This is a genomic window from Streptomyces ardesiacus, from assembly GCF_003112575.1.
GTDB classification, from domain to species: domain Bacteria; phylum Actinomycetota; class Actinomycetes; order Streptomycetales; family Streptomycetaceae; genus Streptomyces; species Streptomyces ardesiacus.
The window spans coordinates 62,293-82,989 of the sequence record NZ_BEWC01000012.1 but is presented as its reverse complement, the minus strand read 5'-3'; the positions used below and the strand labels follow the sequence as shown (position 1 = coordinate 82,989).

Sequence of the window (20,697 nt, the reverse complement as noted above, 5' to 3'; positions counted from 1 at the left end):
ACTAACGCCGCCCACTGTCCACTGTGCGCGGCGTGATTACTCAGCGAACCTCCTGGGCGCTCGCGCGTGAAGCCGCCGGCCTGTTTCTCACCGCGTTCGGCCTGCTCGGTGTCCTCGTGGCGTTGGGCGCACTCCACTGGGCGGCCGGACTGTCCGCCGCGGCGGCCGGTCTCCTGGCCGCGGGCATCCTCACGCGTCCGAAGCCCGACGCACCGCACTGGGCCCACGCCGCCCGTGCCGCCGTCTGCATCGCCGGATACGGCGGCCTCACCGGCTGCGCATTCGCCCTCTGCATCCCCCTGGGCTGGATCAGCGTCTCCCTCGCGGTCGTCCTCGTCGGCCTGCGGCTCACCACTCGTGAGCCTGAAGCCGAGGAGGCCGCCTGATGCCCCGCCAGTTCCTCCCCACCCTCCGCGGCCTCCTCGTCCCACGCGCGGCCGCTCCCCCGCCGCCCCCGCCCGTGGAGACAAAGGACCTCCTCATGGGCACCGGTTACGTCTCCATGACGTACGCCGGCGTGACCAACGTCTGGGGCACGCCCGGCCGCGCGGACGGCTGGGACATGGAACGCGTCATCATCGAGGGCTACGAACGGTCCATCTGGACCTTCAAGTCCGTCGAGGCGATCAGCAAGCACGCCAGCACGCTCCCGATCCAGATCGGGCGCGGCGGGGACGAGCGCCGCTTCGAGGAGACCCTCGACGACCACCCGCTGCTGAAGCTGCTCAACAAGAAGGCGAACCCGCTGGAGAGCGGCGATGTCTTCAAGAAGCGGCTGAGCGCCATGCTCCTTCTGTCCAAGAAGGGCGTGTTCGTCGAGAAGACGTACTCGCGCGGTGGCACCCTCGTACGGCTCGACCTGCTGCCCCCGGACCGCGTACAGATCATCCCGGACAACCGGAACGCGGACTACGTCAAGCATTTCGAGTTCACGGACTACAGCGGCCACGTGCGGGAGCTGCTGCCCGAGCACGTCATCTGGATCAGGGACCCGCACCCAGTCGACCCTTTCTGTGGCGTCACGCCCCTCGAAGCCGCGGGCCTCTCCATCGACCTGGACGTCAAGGCACGCACGTACAACATCTCATTTATCGATAATGACGGCAGACCGGGTGGAATCGTAGGTATCGACCTGGACGGCGTGGACGCGCGCGAGGTCGACCGTATCCAGAAGCGCCTGGCCCCCGGAGCGCACAACGCCGGCCAGCTCACCCTCGTAGGCACCGGCCCCGGCGGCGTGACCTACGTCGACACGTCCGCCCGGCCCCGCGAGATGGCCTACGAGACGCTGTCCAGCACCGCCAAGGGCGAGATCCTGGCCGCGTTCGGCGTCCCGGAGAGCATCGTCGGCAACGCCTCGGAACGCACGTACGCGAACGCCGACCGCGAAGAGTGGAACTTCTGGGACCACACGGAACTGCCCCACCTCAACCTGATCGCGTCCGGGTTCGACCCGGACCTCAATGACGAGTGGATCGTCCGCTTCGACACCTCCAGCGTCCAGGCCCTGGAGTTCCCCCGCCGCCAGGCCCGCGAGGAAGCCCGCAAGGAGTTCGAAGCCGGCCTCATCAGCGTCGACGAATACCGCGAGATCGCAGGCCGCCCCGCGTTCGGCGTCCCGCAGTCCCGGGCCCTGTGGATCTCCCCGCAGAAGGCCCCCGTGCCTGCCAACCCGCAGGACGCCGCCGCGCTGGGCCTCGGCCCCGACCCGGCCGCCGGAGGCATCCCCGGTGCAGCTCCTACCGGCGCCTCGCTGCCCGCGGGCACCGCCCCGGAGACGGCGGCCGCCGACGTGGCAGCCGCCCGCGCACTCGGCCCCGTCGCGAGCGCCGTGGCGGACGTCGAGGCCGCCCGAGCCGGCGGACCCCTCGCCCTGCCCGCGGGGACGGCCGCTGACGCCGTCGCCGCAGCCCGTGCCACCGACACCGGCCAGGGCCCCGGCGAGGCCGCCGACGACGTCGCGCGCGCCCGCGCTGCCCTGGAGGAAACTCTCCCCGGTGACGCAGCCGACGACGTCGCGGCCGCCCGCGCGTCCATCGAGACGAAGGCCCTGCCCGACGACGGCGGATACGAGGTCACCGACGACGACTTCGACGCCCTGTCCATGGCAGTGGCCTCGGCCATCACCGCACTCCTGGCACGCCAGGAAGGCGTCATCCTCGCCCGGCTCCGAGCCCCGAAAATCCGCAAGTACTCGCGCTACTGGGAGCCCGACAACGACAACGACGTCCGGTACGTCGACGCCGACCTCGACCAGGACCGCGTCGTCAGCGCCTCCCGCTGGGCCGACGAGACCAGCCGGACCCTGACGCCGATCCTCCAGCAGGCCGCCGTCGCCACCGCCCGCAAGGTCGGCCAGGCCCTCACCGGCACGGACGCGGTTCCCCCGGCCGCGGCCGCGGCCGCCATCGTCACCGCGGCGTACGCCGGCGAGGCCGTGACCGTCTTCCTCGCCGAACTGGCCGAAGTCCTCCGCGACGCCCAGCGCGACGCCGAACACCTCGCGGACCTCGAGGGAGCGGTCACCCGCTTCTACGCCTCCGCGGAACCCGCCCTGATCGCCCGCGTCGCCGAAGCGTGCGCCGTCGCGACCATCAACGGCGCCGCCGACGCCGCCGCCGAGCACGCCGGCCCCGACGTCATCCGGACGTGGGTCACCCGCGGAGACGACCGCGTACGGCCCGCCCACAAGGCCCTGCACGGCAAGACGCTGCCCGTCGGCACCCCTTACACCGTCGACGGGGCCAGCCTCCGCTACCCCGGCGACCCGTTCGCGCCCATCGCTCTCACGATCAACTGCCGCTGCCGCCTGCACTACGCCACCGACAAGGAACCGTCATGAGACGCATCACCGCATTCGTCCGCAGGAACACCAGCGCCCTCCTGTGGGGCGCGTGGGCGGTGTTCTTCGCCGTGTACGAGACCATCGCCCTGGTCAACAAGAAGGACGACGACACGTTGAGCGAGAACACCCGGAAGCTGTTCCGTATCCGCCGCTCGAAGGCGGGCCGGGCCCTGTTCACCGTCGTCCTCGGCGGAGGCGCCGCATGGTTCCTGCTCCACATACTCACCGAGACGATGTAAACGGTCAGCGACGCTTCCCCAGAGTAGGCAAGCCACCCGGTAGCGCTCGGACGCTGTCGTCCTGACCGTGAATGAGCGCGGCCTGGTTATCTGGCCGGTCACGCCATCCTTTATCAGGTGCCTTCACCAGGCTCAGATGTCCTGTCCGCCGGCGGGAACGCTTCCTTCGCGGACGCGGTGCTTCGGGAGGGCTCTCGTAGACGCGCGAATGGCTCTGCGCTCTGGCCCACTCAGCGGGGGACCAACCAATAGGGGTGCCGATCGCTTCCTCGGCCTTCCACCCGCGGTGCAGGCGGCGCTCCAGGTGGCTTCTCGGAACAGCACACCTCGGATCAGCACACCACTGCCCGAAGGTCTTCTCTTCCCCGAACGCACGGATGATCATGGCGCCCCCTGTAACCGCGTCTCCGAGAACGGTACCCACCTCGCACCTCGCGCGGACAGGTGATTGGACGACGCGACGCTAAGCAGTCGCCGCATGCATGGTCCGCGGCATGCTGAATCGCCCCACTGCACAGGCTGAGTCGCAGGACCTGAGTCGCGGTCTCGAGGTCAAGGCCACGCGACGGCCGTGGAACCCTGCCCTGCACCCACGCGACAGCAAGGGCAGGTTCATCGAGACCGGCGGCGTGGTCAGGACCTGGGGCGGCAAGCTCGCCCGGGTCATCCGTGCGCTCCCGCACGACCGCATCCTGGTCCAGGACCAGAGTGGCCCGAACGAGTTCCGCGGGCGCCGGCACACCACAAGTGCCAAGTGGGTCAGCATGGTCGCCCGCCCCGACGGCAGCGCGCCCACCGACGACGAGGACAAGGTCGCCGAGGAGGACGAGAAGCGACGCGTAGACCTGCGGCGCGGCAACGGTGTGGTCCGCGACGACGACGGCGACCCGGACACCCCGGACGACCCTCACGACCAAGACGACAAGGGCCGCCCGATCGGCGACGATGACGGCGACGGCCCGGACGACGATGACGACCAGGACGAGCCCGAGGACGGCCAGCACCCGGTCAACGTCGACGCCCTCCCCAACCAGCAGCACGCGGCCGGAGCCCGGCACAAGGACACTGCCGCAGTCCGTCGCCACTTCACGCAGCTCGCCGAGCAGCCCGGCACGAGCGACGGCATGGCCACCTTCCTGCGGTCGGTGGCGTACGACGACGACCTGCAGACGACCCCGTCCGGCCGGCTCGCGATCCTCCGGGACGAGAGGAACGGCCGCTTCTACCTGACCGCCACCGGCACCGGGCAGCGAGTCGACGCCGCCGGCGACTTCGACACTGCCCAGGACGCCGCGCGGTTCGCCGAGCACCTCGACAAGACCGCGGTCAATGGGCAGATCACCAAGTTCAACCAGCCGTTCGACTTCTCCGACCCGCAGGCCGACGCCGCCGCCCGCGGCTGGCGCTCCACCAAGGGCGAGAACATCCAGGGGGCCATCCAGCGGGCCCGGAAAGAGTTCGACGGCACCACCCGCGCCCCGGCCGCAGCGAAGCCGTCCACCCCCCGCCCGACCGGCGCCAGCACCCCCGAGGCAGGCGGTCAGCGGTTCAGCACGATGCAGGCCGTCCGCGCGCACTGGCAGGTTGGCCTCGAACGCGCACGCAGCCAGGCCCGCGGCAGCGTCCGCATGCAGCGAGCGGCGGAAAACCTCGATGCCCTGATCAACAACGACCGGCTCAAGATCGTCGGTCGCGGACAGTTCGTCGTCGGCCAGGACCACAACGGCGAGTGGTACCTGATCGCCACCGGCCCGGCTGCCAAGGTCCGACACCGCTGGACGTCCCAGCGAGACGCACAGGCGTTCGCCGAGTCGTTCGCGCAGAACCCGCCCACGAGCGACAAGGGCAAGCCGCTGGACCTGTCGGACCCCAAGACGAGCCTTCTGGCCTGGCGTTCCGACGACAACCGGTCCATCCACGAAGTCCTCGAAGCCGCCGCCGTCAAGTTCCAGAGCGAGAACACCGCGACGGACACCGACGATCAGCCCGACCCCCCGCCCGGCACCCACGCGCAGCCCTCGGCCCCGGCCCCGGAAGCCGCCGCGGAGACGCCGCAGACGGCCGCTCTACCGGAGGACGCCGAGCCCGTCGACGGTGTCGACGGCTACCACTACGTCAACGCGGGTGGTGCCCTCACCCTGTACGGACCGGACGGTCAGATCGCCGCTACCAGCGAGCGGGGATACCCGCCGAAGGCAAAGATCCACGGCGTTACAGTGCCCGTCCCGCAGTACCCGAAGCAGGGTGCCGCGGTCATGGCCCATCTTCACCGTGCCGCCCAGAACCCGGACCAGCGCGACCGCATCACCGCTGCCTGGGTGATGAAGCCTGGCAAGAACGGCAAGCCCGCCAAGAGGGTCATGGTCTTCCGCGGCACCATCAAGGGCGACGACCGTGACTACGAGGCAGTCGGCTCGACCCGTGCCATCAAGTGGGCCCCGTCCATGGCGGCGTACTCGACCCAGTCGAACATGACCGAGGCGACCCGGGACGAGCGGATCAGCGAAGTCCTGTCCAAGCTCGCCCGCCAGGGCCGCAACATCCACATCACCGACGAGACCGCGGCGGACAGCCCTGACGCCCCTGGCGGTGCGGTCGATGAGACTGAGGCCCTGCGCAAGACGATCGCCGCGGCGGACGACGCTCGCCTGCAACAGATGAAGAACGAGCGGGAGCTGACCTCCTACCGCTCCCGTTCCGACGCCAACCGCAGGCGAGCGCGGTCGGAAGCCGACATGATCGACGAGGAGCTGAAGCGCCGCCGGAAGGAACGGGACGAAGCCGCCGCCCGGGACGCCACCTCCCTCAGCGACGACGACATCGAGGCCCGCATCGCGGAGTCGAAGCGGGAACTCGGCACGTACGGCAACCGCAGGGGCGAGGACCACAACGACGTTGAGCGGGCCGTCTACAGCGAGCGCCGCCGCCGTTCGCAGGCCCTCGTCGACGACGACACCGACCTGACGACGATGGCCAAGGACGACCTGGCGAAGGCCCGGGAGACCTTCGCCGAACGCGTCCGCATGCACCAGGCAGCAGGCGACGACCACGAGGCCGAGCGCAACATGCGCCAGGCGCTCCAGGCCCGGCACGACGAGATCATGGGCGAGCAGCAACGCCGCCGGGCCGAGCAGATCGCCGACCGGCCGCAGGTCGCGGACCTCACCGACGAAGAACTGTCCGAGGAGTACAACGACCTGGCCCGGCGGGACTTCCGGAAGGCACCGCCGGAAGCCCAGCAGATCCTCGAGGGCCGCTTGGAGGACATCAAGCGGGAGCGGCGCGAGCGGCAGAAGCGGGCCATCACTGACCGGGAGGCCCCCGAGAACCTGAGCGCCGAGGACCTGACCGCCGAGTACATCGAGCTTCGCCGTGCGCCCTCGTCGTACAACGAGACGGACGACGTGAAGGAAGCCCGCCAAGAGCGCATGGCCGCGCTGGTGGCAGAGCAGAACCGCCGCGACACCACGCCGGAGGTGGCACAGCTCCTTGCCCGTGTCGACAACCCGGACGACAACGGTCAGATCCGCATTGACGGCCGTAACGGATACGGGTACGTCGACTTCCGGGCCCAGAGCCACGGGGCCCGGCCGTCGCCACTGGGCTGGACCTGGGGCAAGCACTCCTGGGGCCACGGCGACACGACCTACACGTCCCGGGCGGCCGCCCTGGCGGCCATGGTCCAGGCGTACGACAACGACCCCGACACCCGCGGTGAGCGCACCTGGGGCACCGCACGCCGAGTGTTCGTCCCGAAGATGTTCGTGGAGCTGTACCAGAGCGGCCGCATGAAGGACCGACTCGACGGCGCGAGCCAGGAGCGGCAGTACCTTTACGGCTTGTTCCGGGACCGGTACGGCTGGGACGACGGCGTGAACCCGCTGGACAACCGCAACGTTAAGGGCCGGAACCTGGCGGTCCCCGAGGGTCTCCTCGCTGAGTTCAACCGGGTGACAGAGGAGCTGTCCCGGGACTGGCAGATCCGGGCTACGGACCGCGACGCGGACAGCTCCGACCGATCGAAAGCCAGGTCGCGGCTCAATGCGATCAACCAGGCGTTGCACACGATTGAGGCGCGGCGCCAGCAGGTCCGCAACAATGGCGGGAACGACGACCAGAAGGTCATGTCCCGCGAGGAGGCCGAGGCACAAAGGGCCGCGCTCCGTGAAGCGCTGGGAGGCGACGATGAACATGTTCAGCCCGATGGTTCGGGAGCACTGGACGACGTACCGGCCCAAGGAGTGGGCGGCGATGGCCGATCCGGAGGCGTTCGTGAAGACGAAGGCCAGGGAGATCGAGACGCGGATTCTGGTGGCCGAGGAGGCGCTGGAGAAGACGGTTCCGGAGCCGACGGAGTACGAGGATCAGGTCGGCCGGCACAAGCAGATCAGAGCGGACGCAACGGCGATGGTCCTGGCGGAGCTTCTGCCCGAGCCGGAGCCGGGGGCGGAGAAGGCGCCGGAGCAGACGCCGATGGAGCAGCACCTGCAGGAGATCAGGGACCTGATGTACGACGCGTAGCGCGGTTCCGGCCGGACCCGGCCAACACGCCGAAGACCAACCGGGCGCGTGCGGCCGCGAACGTCGAGGCCATCCGCGTACTCAAGACGCTGGAGGCCGAGAACCGGCCGGCCACCGACGAGGAGAAGCGCACCCTCGCCCGCTGGTCCGGCTGGGGCTCCGTGCCGATCATCTTCGCCAACGAGCCGAACGAGAAGGAGCCCCGCTACCAGCAGGGCGGCACCCGCGAAGGCAAGTTCGAGAAGGACCACGAGCGGTGGTCCGAGTACAGCGACATTCGCAGCGAACTGCAGCGCGTGCTCACCCCCGTGGAGTTCCGGCAGGCGTCCCGCGGCGTGCTGTCCATGCACTACACGCCGCAACCCATCGCCGAAGCGATGTGGGAAGGCCTGCGGTCCTTCGGCTTCGACCGCGGCGACGTCCTCGAGGCCGGTTCCGGCGCGGGCACGTTCTTCGGCGTCGCCCCCGACGGGGCACGCCTCACCGGTGTCGAGCTGGACCCGACCACGGCCCGGATCGCGCAGGCGATCTACCCGCACGCCAACGTCCTCAACGAGTCCTTCGCGGCGACCGACGCCCGGCCGGGCACCTTTGACGCCGCGATCGGCAACGTGCCCTTCGCCCAGATCCCGTTCGATGACAAGCGATACCCCGCGGAGAACCTGCACAACGGCTTCATCACCAAGGAGATCGCCCTCGTCCGGCCCGGCGGCATCACCGCCGTCATCACCTCCCGGCAGACGCTGGACTCCAAGGGCGACAAGGCCCGCCGGAAGATGGCCAAGTACGGCGACCTGATCGGCGCTGTCCGCCTGCCCTCCGGCGTCTTCAACGACGCCGGCACCGGCGTCACCACCGACGTCCTCGTGTTCCGCCGTCGGGAGGACGGCACCGAGCCGGCCGACACGTCATGGCTGGACGCCCCCGAGCGGGATATCAACGGCACGCCGCACCACATCAACGCCTACTTCGACGAGCACCCCGAGCACATCCTCGGCACGCTCACCACCGCATCCACCCAGTACGGGCCGCAGCCGACCGTCAAGGGAGACCCGGCGAAGGCAGCCGAGCAGCTTCGCGCCGCACTCGACGACATCGCCACCAAGGCGAAGGCCGACGGCCGCGGCTACGAGCCGCACCCCGACGGCGACGACCGGCCCCCGGTGCAGCTCCAGACCGCCCGGGAGAAGCACGCCAACGACTGGACCGGCCGCCTCTACGAGGGCGACGACGGCCAGTTCTACCAGCACGTCAACGGCGCCGACCCCGTGCCTCTGGAGCCGGGCGACGGCAAAACCGACCAGCTTCGCAACCTGGTGCAGCTCCGCGACGTCGCGGCCGAGCTGCGGGAGCTGGACCGGAAGAACGACGAGGAGGAGCGCGCCGAGGCTCTGCGCGCCCAGCTCCGTGACTTGCACGCCGCGTACGTCGAGAAGTACGGGCCCCTGTCCAAGCCGGGCCAGCACCGCACCAAGGGCGGGGTACCGACGGCGTGGGGCTACTTCCGGGCCGACCCGGACGCCGCGGCGGTCCTCGCGCTGGAGCGGTGGGACACCAAGACGGGCGAGCCGGTCCTCTCGCGTATCTTCACCGAGCGGGCCGCCGCCCGCCGGCAGCCGCTCTCCGCGACCAGCGACCCGAAGGCGGCCCTGGCCGCGGTCGTCGCCGCCAAGGGCGAGGTGGACCTCGCCGAGGTCGCGCGGCTCCTGGAGGTCGACGAGCCGGAAGCGCTGAAGCGTCTCGGCAACGAGGTCTTCACCGACCCGGAGTCCGGCCGCCTCGAGCTGGCCGGCGCCTACCTCTCCGGGGCCGTCCGCGACAAGCTCGACGCCGCCCGCAAGGCCGCTGAGAAGGACCCGGCGTACGCGGTCAACGTGGCCGCGCTGGAGGCAGTGCAGCCCCCGGACCGCACCATCGGCCAGTTCACCCCGGAGATGGGCGCCCACTGGACCCCGCCGGAGCTGCTGCAGGGCTTCCTCCGCGAGTACCTGGGCGACCGCACGCTCCGCGTCGCGCACGACGACCGGTACGGCTGGATTCTCAACACCGGCCGCGTGCCCGAGGCCAACAACCTCATGTACGGCGTCCCGGCGAACCCGGAGAAGGGGACCCGGGGGAAGAACGCCGTAGAGATCGCCCGCGCGATCCTCGGCTTCGGCTCGCTGACCGTCTACGAGGACGACAAGCGCAAGGAAGTCGACGAGGCGACCTCCCGTCTGATCCGGCAGAAGGCCGACCAGATGCGTGCCGAGTTCGCCAAGTACGCCACGGCGAACGCCGAGCGGCTGAGCGTCCTCACCGACTCGTACAACCGCATCATGAACGGGCACGTCGTCCGTTCGTACGAGGGCATGTCGCCCACGCTCGAGGGCTTCACCCCCGACCGGACCCCGCACGCCTGGCAGCTCTCCGGCGCGGCCCGCATGCAGTTCGAGCGGGGCGTGATCCTCGCCCACGAGGTGGGCCTCGGCAAGACCGGCACGCTCGTCATGGGCACCCAGGCCCTCAAGGCGTCCGGGCAGATCGACAAGCCCATGGCCGTGGTCCCCAACCACCTGGCACGCCAGTGGTACAACGAGGCCCGGTTCCTTTACCCGAACGCCGATGTCCACCTGATCACCTCGGCGGACCTGGCCGGCGACCGCCGCGGCAGCACCCTGGAGTGGCTGCGCGCCAACAAGCCGGACCTGGTCATCTTCACCGAAGAGGCGTTCGGCTCGATCAAGATGAGCCCGGAGGCTCAGGACGAGTACGAGTTCCGGGAGCTGGAGGCGCTGCGCGAGCAGCTTGACCGCCAGTACGAGGACGCCGACAACCCGAACCACCCCTTCATCGTCGCGAAGATCGAGCAGCGCATCGCGACGGTCCAGAAGAACATCAACAAGAACGCCGCCCCGATGCGGCGGCCGGGCGAGACGTACTGGGACGACCTCGGCTTCGACTACTTCGTCGTCGACGAGGCCCACCGGTACAAGGGCGTCGGCTTCCGTTCCAAGGAGGCCGGCGGCGACCCGGCGTCCCTCCGCGGCGTCGACCTGCACCAGAAGACCACCGACCTGCACCGCCGCCGCAAGGGTCGGGCCACGATCACGCTCGCCACCGGCACGCCGCTGTCCAACAGCATCAGCGAGCAGTTCACCATGCTCCAGTTCGCGGCGCCCTGGGTGCTGGACGCGTACAAGGCAGGTGCCCCGGACCTGTGGGCCAACACCTTCGGCCGCAAGACACTGCGCATCGAGAACGCCCCCGACGGCTCCGGCCTCCGCGTCGTGGAGCGGTTCTCCGAGTTCCACAACAAGCGCGCCATGAAGACCATGTGGGGCCTGGTCGCGGACACCAAGCGCGGTGACGACGTCGGTATCCCCCGGCCGAAGGTCAAGGGCGGCGCCCCCAACCTGATCATGGTCGACGCGACGCCCGACCAGAAGAAGCGTCTCAAGGGGCTCGTCGCCCGCGGCCGCGCCATCCACAACGGCGAGGTCGACCGCCACGAGGACAACATGCTCGCGGTGTCCAACGAGGGCACCAGCGTGGCCCTGGACCCGCGGCTCATCGACGCCAACGCCCCGGCCGGCAACAAGCTCAAGGCCGTCGCAGACCGGCACATCGAGCGCTACCACGCCAACAAGGACCGGGTCTATCCGGTCGCCCTCGACAGCCTCACCAACCACGCTGTCCCGGGCGCCCTCCAGATGATCTTCCTGAACGAAGGCGTCCCGGGCGGCAAGAACAAGGGCAACTTCGACGCCTACGCCGAACTGAAGCGGCTCATGGTCGCGGGCGGCATCCCCGAGGACAAGATCGCCTTCGTCCAGGACGCCAAGAAGTCCGGCAAGCCCGAGGACATGACGGAGCTGTTCCGGAAGGCCCGCGAAGGTGAGATCGCGGTCCTGATCGGCTCCAGCGCCGTCGCGGGCACGGGCATGAACGCCCAGGACCGCATGATCTCCCTCTCGCACGTCGACCTCGACTGGGGCGCCGCGCAGATGGAGCAGCGCAACGGCCGCATCCTGCGCTACGGCAACCTGAACCCCGAAGTCGAGATCGACATTTACGCGACCAAGGGCTCCATGGACGGTTGGAAGGCCGGATTCGTCGCCACCAAGGCCGAGGGCCTGGTCGACATCCAGCGGCCCGAGCCGGAGGACGGCGACTCCAGCGACGTCGTCCAGGAGATCGACGGCGCAGAGTTCGACTACGAGACCATGGAAGCCGAGATCGGCGGCAACCCCTACATGAGCCAGCTCATGAAGGCCCGCCGCCGTCTCAAGGACCTGGAGATCGACCAGCACAACGAGGCCGCCGAGCGCGTCCGCCGCGCCGAAGCCCTCGAAGAGCTGCGCGAGGAGTCCCAGGCAACCCGCGACGGCATCCAGCGCCGCGAGCAGGCCCTGCCCCGCATCCAGGAGGCCGGCGACCAGTTCCGCATGACTCTCGGCGGGGCGCCGTACAGCAAGCACTCCGACGCTGGCATGGCTCTGCACCGGGAGATCACCAGCCGCCTCCTCGACCACGACCGTGAGGGCCTGAGCGACTGGCACATCCTCGGCCAGTTCCGCGGCCTCGACTTCGGTGTCCGCACCGAGAAGACGGCGGACGGCAAGCTCGTCGCGCACGTCGGCTTCCCCGACCTGCGGCACTCCGACTTCGAGCGCACGGTGGAGGACCTGAAGAAGAAGGGCTCCGGGGCGGGCATGATCACCCGTCTCGGCAACGCCCTCGATAAGGCCCCCGCGCTCCAGGACTCGGACCGGGCCAAGGTACCGGAGCTGGACGAGCAGATAGCCCTGCTCCAGTCCGCCCACGCGGCCGCGGACCTCACCCCGCAGATCGACCACGCACGGAAGCGGTCGAACCTGCTCGAGGAGATCGTCGCCCGGATCACCGCTCTCGACGCGAAGCCCGAGATCGACCCTGACGAACTCGACAAGAAGAAGCACAAGAAGGAAACCCGCGAGGCCATCTCGAAGGAGCGGCGGGAGGAACGCGAGCCGCTGCAGGCCGCCGTCGACCAGGCCGTCGCCGACCTCGCGAAGTGGGACGAGGAGAACCCGGCGCCGGAGCAGGACGACACCGTCCGCCTCTCCGAGGACGAGGTGCGCGAAGCCCTCGCCCGCCTCCGGCCGGAACCCGTCAAGGCCCCCGAGACCACGGCCCCGGAGACCAACAACGACGACGAGCCGACCGAGGGCACCGACCCCGACGGCGGGGCACCGGACACCGACGAGACGGAGGCCCCGGAAACCGGCGGCACCGGCGACGGAGGAGACGACGAGCCGCCGGCCGACGTCCCGAGCACTGGCGACCTCGGCGACGACGAGGACGACGACCAGGAGGACGCCAACGCCCCGGAGGACGACGGCACGGTGACGCTGTCCCCGGACCAGGTCTCCGCCCAGCTCGACGCCGTACGCCCCGAGGGCTCCAAGGCCCCCTCCTCAATGACCAACGAGGAGATCCGCGACGAGATCGTGGAACTGATGGGCCGCGAGATGGCCAACGGCGGGGAACTGTCCGGCGTCGACCGCACGCGCCTGCAGGTCCTCGAAGCCGAAGAGGCCCGCCGCGCCGGCCGAGCCCCAAAGCGCGAGGAGAACCAGAAGCCGAAGCAGACCAGCGAGGAGCCTGGCGGCCTCTTCGACGTCGACGAGTCGACCACCCGGCAGGCGGACAGCGCCCCGGACGTGAACAACCCGGAGGACCGGCCCGCCGACGCCTTCGGCACGCCGGACATGTTCGCCGACGCGGAAGGCCGCGACACCAGCGGCCTGCGCCCCGCGCGCATGCGCAACGCCGCCGACCTCGAGGCAGGAGATCGGTACACCGACGCCGACGGCCGCACGCACACCGTCGCCGAACCCCCGGTCAAGACTCCCCGGGGCCGGACCCGCATCGTCACCGACGACGGCGAGGAGCGCTTCTACAACGCCGACGCTGAGGTACGCCTGCGGTACCCGGACGAGGAGATCCCGGAGAACGGCACCGACGAGTCCGACGCCCCCAACGCCCCTGACGTCGACGAGTCCGACGCCTCCGACGCCGAGGAGCCGGACGACGCTCCGGAGCTTCCTGACGAGTTCGCAGGGGTCCGGCAGCGCTACAACGGCGAGATGATCCCGGCTTCCGAGGTGGGCCTCGACGACTGGGTGCACGTGGTCTCGGCAGACCCCGTCTACAACGAGCCGGCGCACATGGTGGGCCGCGTCATCGAGATCACGCCCGTGCTCAGCAACGGACAGCGCCGTATCGAGGTAGAGACGCACCTGACGCTCAACGGCAAGGACACCGTCCGCGCCGAGTTCGTCATGATCGACGCATCCGAGCTGGTGGAACGGCTCCCGGAGGGCAACCCGGGGAGAGAGGACTCCTCCGACCTGGAACGCCGGATCAAGGGCGAACGCGGTCGGCATCACGCGTCCAAGGTCCGTGTGCCGGAGGGCTGGCAGGCCGTTGACGGCTCCCAGATTCAGCCCCGTCCTGGCGACCGTTTCCGGATCGTCGCGCGCAAGGGCGGCGGGTCGGGCCCCAACGGGGGCCGCGAGCACATGAACATCACGGTGGCGGGGCCGGCCGAGCGAGAGGGCTACTGGCGCATTGCGAACCAGCCGCTGACCTTCCGGCCGCGCGACATCGTGGCCATCCCTGATGACACCGATGCGCGCCACGAGGACGACGACAACGCACCCGAGACCACCCCGGGTGCCGATGTCGACGAGACCGCGGTCGACGAGCCGGAGAACGCCCCGGACACGGCGACGGACGAGAACTCCGCCGACGACCAGGACGACGACCAGCAAGACGACGACGAGCAGCGCCGCCGCAGAGGGGACGGTGACGGCGGTGACGCCGCCCCAGACGTTTCCCCTGCCGGAGACGGCACCGGCGCCCCCGAGGCCCCGGCCGACGACGAGAACGACAGCGACGACTCCGACGACAAGCCGGACAACGACGACGAGCAGGAGAACGCCGACGACGAGCAGGACCCGGAGGACGAGGAAGACGACCGGAACCGACGCAGGCGCCGCCGCCGTCGCCGCGGTGGCGGTAACGGGGGACCTGGTGGACCTGGTGGGCCGGGCGGCCCTGGCCTGCCGCGCCTGAACCTGCCCAACACCAGCTCACCGAGCCCCAGCGGAGCCGACGGCGGGGACAGGGACGGCCGCGATGGACGCGAACGTGACCGCACCCCTGTCCGGCACCGGGACGTCGACTCCCTTCGCCGAGCCTGGACGAACGGCGACGGCCTCACCCCCGCCGAGGACACCCCTCAGCGACGCGCCGCCCTGGCGCAGGCCGCCGAGCGAGAGGGCCTTGCCCTGTCCCCGGGCGGCGGTCTGGTGACGTGGCCGGAGCCCCAGGACGACGGCACCACCCTGTGGCACTTCGCGCAGGCCCGGAACGGCAACAACCTTCCCGGCCTGTCCCTGGCCACCGACAACCCCGACCCCGAACAGGCTGTCGCACTCGCCGGCCGCTTCGAGGAGATCACCGGCCCCGACGGAGAGCCCTTCGACTGGCACCAGCCGTGGGGACCGAGCACCGTCAGGCAGTGGCGCGACGCGGAAGGCCGCAACCTGCAGCGCGCCCTTCACGCAGCCCGCGACGACTTCCAGGCACAGCGCGCGGCCGCCAACACCGAGCCGGAACGGGAGCCCCTGCCGGACGACCTCACCGACCTGGACGACGACGAGCTGATCAACGCCTGGAGTAACGACCTCAGCCCCGAAGACCAGATGCGCCTCATGGCGGAGATGGACCGGCGGGACGGGTACACCGACCAGCGCGTGCGCAGCGTGCTTCCAGACACCCCGCCCGCCAACGCCGACGAGGCAGAGCAGCGCGCCAAGGCCGTCGACGAGGCCCTCGGCTTCAACAACACCGACGTGCCCAAGCGTCGCCGCACCCGCGAGGAGATCATTCAGGAGGAGTTCGCCCTCTTCGACGAGGCCCGCTACCAGCAGGCCATCGACGCGACGAACGGCTACTTCTACAAGCGGAAGTACAAGTACGCCAGCAACGTCCCCAACGAGCGCGAACTGTTCTCCGGCGGACACTGGTCAAAGTTCGGACGCTGGCGGGAGTACGCCAGCGAGGAGCTGCAGAACTGGTACGACGCCAACGGCGGTCGGATCACCTACAACCAGTTCAAGCAGCAGTACCGCGACAAGGAACGGGTCGACCGGGAGCAGTGGGAGCGGGAGCAGCGCGAGCAGGCGGAAGCCCAGCAGACCGAGGAGACCACCGCCCCGGCACCCGCCGGGGATGCGGACTCGGCAGGAGCACCCGAGACGGCCGCCCCGGCACCCGCCGGGGATGCGGACTCGGCAGGAGCACCCGAGACGGGAGGGCCGGATACCCCGCGCTTCTCCAACGTCAACGAGGTGCGCGAGCGGTGGCGTCGGGGAGAGCTGGACACGCCGAGCCACCCGACGGCGATTCCAGAGCAGCAATTCCACGACGGCTACGCGGACAACCCCACCTTGGAGATGTCCGAGGGCGGACGTCTCGTCATCCTCCACGACCCGGCGAAGGACCCGGGGGCAAGCTGGGACGTCCTCGCCCCGGGGTCGATGGAGACCGTAGCCAGGGCATACAGCCGCGACGACGCCCTCGCGTACGCCCGGGTCCTCGAAAGCGTCCGTGACGCAGACGGCCGTGCTTTCCCGTGGGATGCACCCGACGCCGCTGGACGCGCCCTCACCTTCCGCGGGAAGGACGGTGACACCCTCGGAGAGGCCGTAGCACGGCAGATCACCGAACGCGGCAACGCTGAGGGCCTGAGCCCCCGCTGGCAGGAGCCCGCCCGGCTGTATCTCGACCGGGAAGGCGACCTGGACAGCTACTACGACTCGTGGCGCGCCCAGCAGGAAGCCGACGGTTACACCATCCCCCTCGACGTCAACGACGCCCAGCCCGGCGACGACATCACCACCCTGGGGGTAGGCCACTCCGACCGGCCGGTGACGCAGCGGGGCACGCTCTCGGAGCCTCTGCGTGCCCAGCACATGAACCGCACGGGGACGTGGCCCTTCACAAACGGCACGGACTTCAGCGCGCAACTTGAGCGTCGGGCCGTGGTGACCGATCCGGCGCGGAAGAAGGACCCGACGGGGGAGACACCGTTCAACTCGTTCTACTTCCGGAACACCCCGGACCGGCCGACTGCCTTCCGCCGGCCGCGCCCTGGCGAGGAGGAGCAGAAGCGGGAGAACGGTCGGGCAGAAACGCCGCAGCCAGAGACACCGAACACCGCAGCGCCTGCCGCCCGGCCGGAGCCCGCCCCGGACCAGACCCCTGCCCGGGTGGAGCCCCCCGCGCCCTCCGCACCGGCCGACGAGCCGGAGGGAGAGCCGGAGCCGATCGGCGGCCAGCCCGCGCACTGGGCCCGGGTCAGCGACCTGATGCCCGGCGACATGGTCCGCATGGAAGGACGGACCAGGGGCGGCCGCAAGACCACGCGGTCCGGGTACGTCTTCACCGGCCCCGTGGACGTCGAGGTCACCCGCAACAACCGCACCGAGCGGATGTGGCAGACGTACGTCACGGAGAACCCGGACGGCACCGGCAAGCGCGGTCACGTCTTCACGCCGAAGAACGCCACCGCGGCGCGTGCCCAGGCACCCGACGACGTGGTGCCCGGCTCGCCGGCCAGCGGCGCGCAGAGCGCCGCCCAGACCGGCAACCTGCCCGACGTGGTCCCCTCCGACCGGAACGGCCGCGGCCTCTTCCCGGGCAGCACCATCACGGGCGTTGACGGGCTGCGTACCCGGGAAGGCACCGTCACGAGCGCCACGAGCACCACGGTGTCCGTGCGCTGGGACAACAACGACACCGCCGACGGCCTGTCGCCGAACACCCTCACGGTGACCGGCGGCGACCGCCCCGACGGCTGGACGGCATCCGGCCAGCGCGTCACCCCGCGGCACATCGTCACCGACACCGACGGCGCGCTGCTTGGACCGGTCGATGAGGTCGACGGCGACCGCGTCACCATCACCACTGCCGAAGGCCGGATCACGCGCAGCGCCGGAGACCTCCGCGTCACCGGTGAGGTGCGCGACGACGTCCCCGACACCGACCCGGTGACCGGCATCGACGACCCGACGGCCGCGGACCTCAAGGACGACGACGTCGTGGTCCTGGACCTCGACGGCACGCTCACCACCGTGGCGGTCACCGGCACCAGCCGCGACGGCGACCGCGTCACCATCGACTTCGCCGACACCACCACGGGCGAGATGGGACAGATCAACGTGGACGCCTCCACGGTCCTGCCCCGGGCCCAGGGCGCTGACGGCGCTCCGCCCGAGATCGGCCCGGACGACGCCCCGGAGGCCCCCGAGGACCTGACCGTCCACCAGCCGCCTCAGCGGGTGGAGCCGGTCACCGGCCCGACCGTTGACCCGGAGCTGACCACGGGCGACCGGGACGTCATCGGCGACCACGCCGCCGGGCCGGACGACGACCCCGACGCCCACCAGGCCGCCGTCCGCATCGCCGCAGACCTTCCCGTCACCCCGGACCAGACGTCGGCTCTCGCCGCGCAGCTCCGTGCCTCGGCCGACCCGAGTACCTGGGAAGGCCGTGCCGCACTGCGCGCCGCTGACCACCTCGACCAGTCCGCCGGCGGCGCCCCGCCCGCAGGCCTCAACCGGCCCCGCCCGGCCAACGCCGCGCAGCTCGGTGAAGGCGACACGGTCGCGATGCCGGACGAGCGCCGCGGCGACGCCATCCACGTCTTCCGCGTCATCGACGTGGAAGACGGGCCCGGAGGCGTGCGCAGCTTCCTCCTGGAGGACGAAGACCACCAGTGGCGCCGCCGGGTCGTGCACGGGGCGATGCCCGTGTGGCTGCTCCCCGAGGCACGCCCCGACGCGCCGACCCCGCCCGACCCCGACGACGAGACCCCGACCACTCCCACGGCTCCGGCCGCTCCGACGGCCCGGGTCCGTCCCGGCAGCCTCCGAGTGGGCGACGTCATCGACGCCCCGGTGTCGCGCTCCGGCTACCAGTTCAACGGGCACCGCCGCCTCACCATCATCAGCGCGCCGCAGCGCAACGGCTGGTGGATGCAGCTCACGGGCGTGGACGACGACGGCAACGTGCATGACTTCGGCCTGCACAGCGGGCGCGACGTCAACGTGTACGAGCGGAACCGGCCGACTCCGGCCCTGCCGCCGTCCGGCGGACCGCGGGACCCCAACCCGGCCCCGCAGTCCGACGCCGACCGCATCGTCGCCGACCACCCGCGAACCGTCGCAGCGCGCATCATCGACGCGGCGATTGCGGGCACGGAGCCGCCCGGCGACATCCACACCCTGCGCGAGCAGATCGCCCAGCGCCTCACAGCCGAGGCCCTGCGCGACGCCCGCCAGGCCGCGCGCCAGGAGGCCGCCGACGCCCTCGACGCCGCGGGCATCACCGGCCGGGACCGGGCCGCCGCCCTGCAGGCCCTCAAGCGGGCACGGCAGGACTCCCACACCGCGACGGTGCGCGCCGCCCTGCGCACGATCAACGACCTCGAACCGCTGCCCGACGAGAGCGACGAGGACCTCGCCGCGCGAGCCCGGGACCTCCTCAGCCTCATCCCCGACCAGATCGGAGGCCGCCCCGACCAGCCCGACGCTGACGGCGACGCGGACATCGCCCGCACCGTCGCCGGGCACACCGACGACGCCGTGAACGCGCTCCTGCAGCAGCTCCAGGCCGCAGGCGTGGACCCGGGCGACGCCGACCGCATCGCCCGCACCCTCGCGGGCCAGATGGACGGCTCCCGGCAGGACACCGCTCGCCGCATCGCCCGGCGCGTCAACGCCGTGTCGCCGGAGGCCGGCCGTCAGCCCGGCCTGTTCGCCCGGATCGTGGCCGCCCTAGTCCGCCTCGCCAAGCGGCTCGCCGCACTGGTGCGGGCCGGAGCCCGGAAGATCGCCGAGAAGTGGAGGGGCGCCCGGGAGCGGATGCGCCGCCTGCGGGCCTTCCTCGGCCGTCTGGTCCGGCGCGTGCGGGACTGGCCGGAGTCCCGGCGCCTGACCCGCCTGCACCGTGCGCTCGACCTGCCCGCGGCCGACGGCGAGTCCCTGTCCGCCCGCGTCTCCCACTGGGCCGGTCTGCTGCCCGAGCCGGGACGCTTCGGCCAGTCGCAGCGCCGCGTCTCCTGGTGGAACCCCACCACGTGGGGCCAACTCGCCGCCGGGCGGCTCCCGGGCCGCCGCGACCGCATCCAGTGGTCGCCGGACACGGCCGCCGACGGTGGCCCCGGCCTGACGGCGCTCCGCCACATGGCAGCGCTCCGCGCGGCCGGCAGCGACGTCGACCAGGACGTGACTCGCCGTCTGTCCGACGCCCTCGGCGACGCCTTCGACGGCGACCCCCACGGCACGCTTCAGCGCGCAGACGACTACGTGGTGCTCACCGAACAGCGCCTGGTCAACCTCCAGGCCGCACGCTCCGGCGGCACCATCCCGGATGACGAGGAACTGGAGCTGGAGATCACCGCGGCGCGGGCGGAAGCCTCTGCCGCACGCCGGGAGTGGGCAGACCTGCGGTCGCAGTACGCCGCGGCGGTCCCGGACGCGGTCGCCGCGGCCCTCGCAGAGATCCGCGACATGGGCCCCGAGGGCAACGCCGGCATCATCTTCGGCCCGGACTCCACCCCGGACGCCGAACGGTCCGTACGAGGCGTGCAGCGCCTCATGCCTCGGTCCTGGCTCAACACCCCGGCGGCCCGCCGGGTGACCGCCATGGACGGCGATGAGGGCCGCTACGAGCCCGACGGGCAGCGCCTCACCGTTGCCGACCTCGCCGACGACGGCCTGGGTACCGCCGGGCACGCACTGGCGCAGCACCTCGCCCAGCACCTGGGCGACCTGGACGCCGCGCAGCGGGTGTTCTGGTTCACCCAGACCCACACCGGCCGGCCGGGCGCACGCCGCATGCGCCCCAGCGCCCTTAGCCGTCTCCTGCGCCGCCAGCAGACGCAACCGGACACCGGTGACACCCTCGCCCGATCCGTTCAGTCGATGTTCAACGGCGACTGGTACCTGGACGACGACCTTCGGGCGTTCCTCCTGGGCCTGCTCGCCACACGATGAG

The 20,697-nt window shown here is 71.0% G+C and carries 4 protein-coding genes; all 4 read left to right on the top strand.

Features of this window, described 5'->3' with window-relative positions:
* Nucleotides 1–32: 32 nt before the first annotated feature.
* The 4 genes from Sdi02f_RS33565 to Sdi02f_RS33550 all read left to right on the top strand — a co-directional run bounded on the left by Sdi02f_RS33565 (nt 33) and on the right by Sdi02f_RS33550 (nt 20,696).
* Nucleotides 33–386, top strand: a complete 354-nt coding sequence (locus tag Sdi02f_RS33565) for a hypothetical protein (protein ID WP_159107694.1) — start codon at nt 33–35, stop codon at nt 384–386.
* Nucleotides 386–2,842, top strand: a complete 2,457-nt coding sequence (locus Sdi02f_RS33560) for a phage portal protein (RefSeq protein ID WP_108934647.1) — start codon at nt 386–388, stop codon at nt 2,840–2,842. Before Sdi02f_RS33565 ends, Sdi02f_RS33560 begins: the two co-directional genes overlap by 1 nt.
* Nucleotides 2,839–3,084, top strand: a complete 246-nt coding sequence (locus Sdi02f_RS33555; RefSeq protein ID WP_245962268.1) for a hypothetical protein — start codon at nt 2,839–2,841, stop codon at nt 3,082–3,084. Before Sdi02f_RS33560 ends, Sdi02f_RS33555 begins: the two co-directional genes overlap by 4 nt.
* 494 nt (nt 3,085–3,578) lie before the next feature.
* On the top strand, nt 3,579–20,696 hold the full coding sequence (locus tag Sdi02f_RS33550) for a helicase-like domain-containing protein (RefSeq protein WP_159107693.1): 17,118 nt from the start codon (nt 3,579–3,581) through the stop codon (nt 20,694–20,696).
* The last annotated feature ends 1 nt before the right edge of the window (nt 20,697 follow it).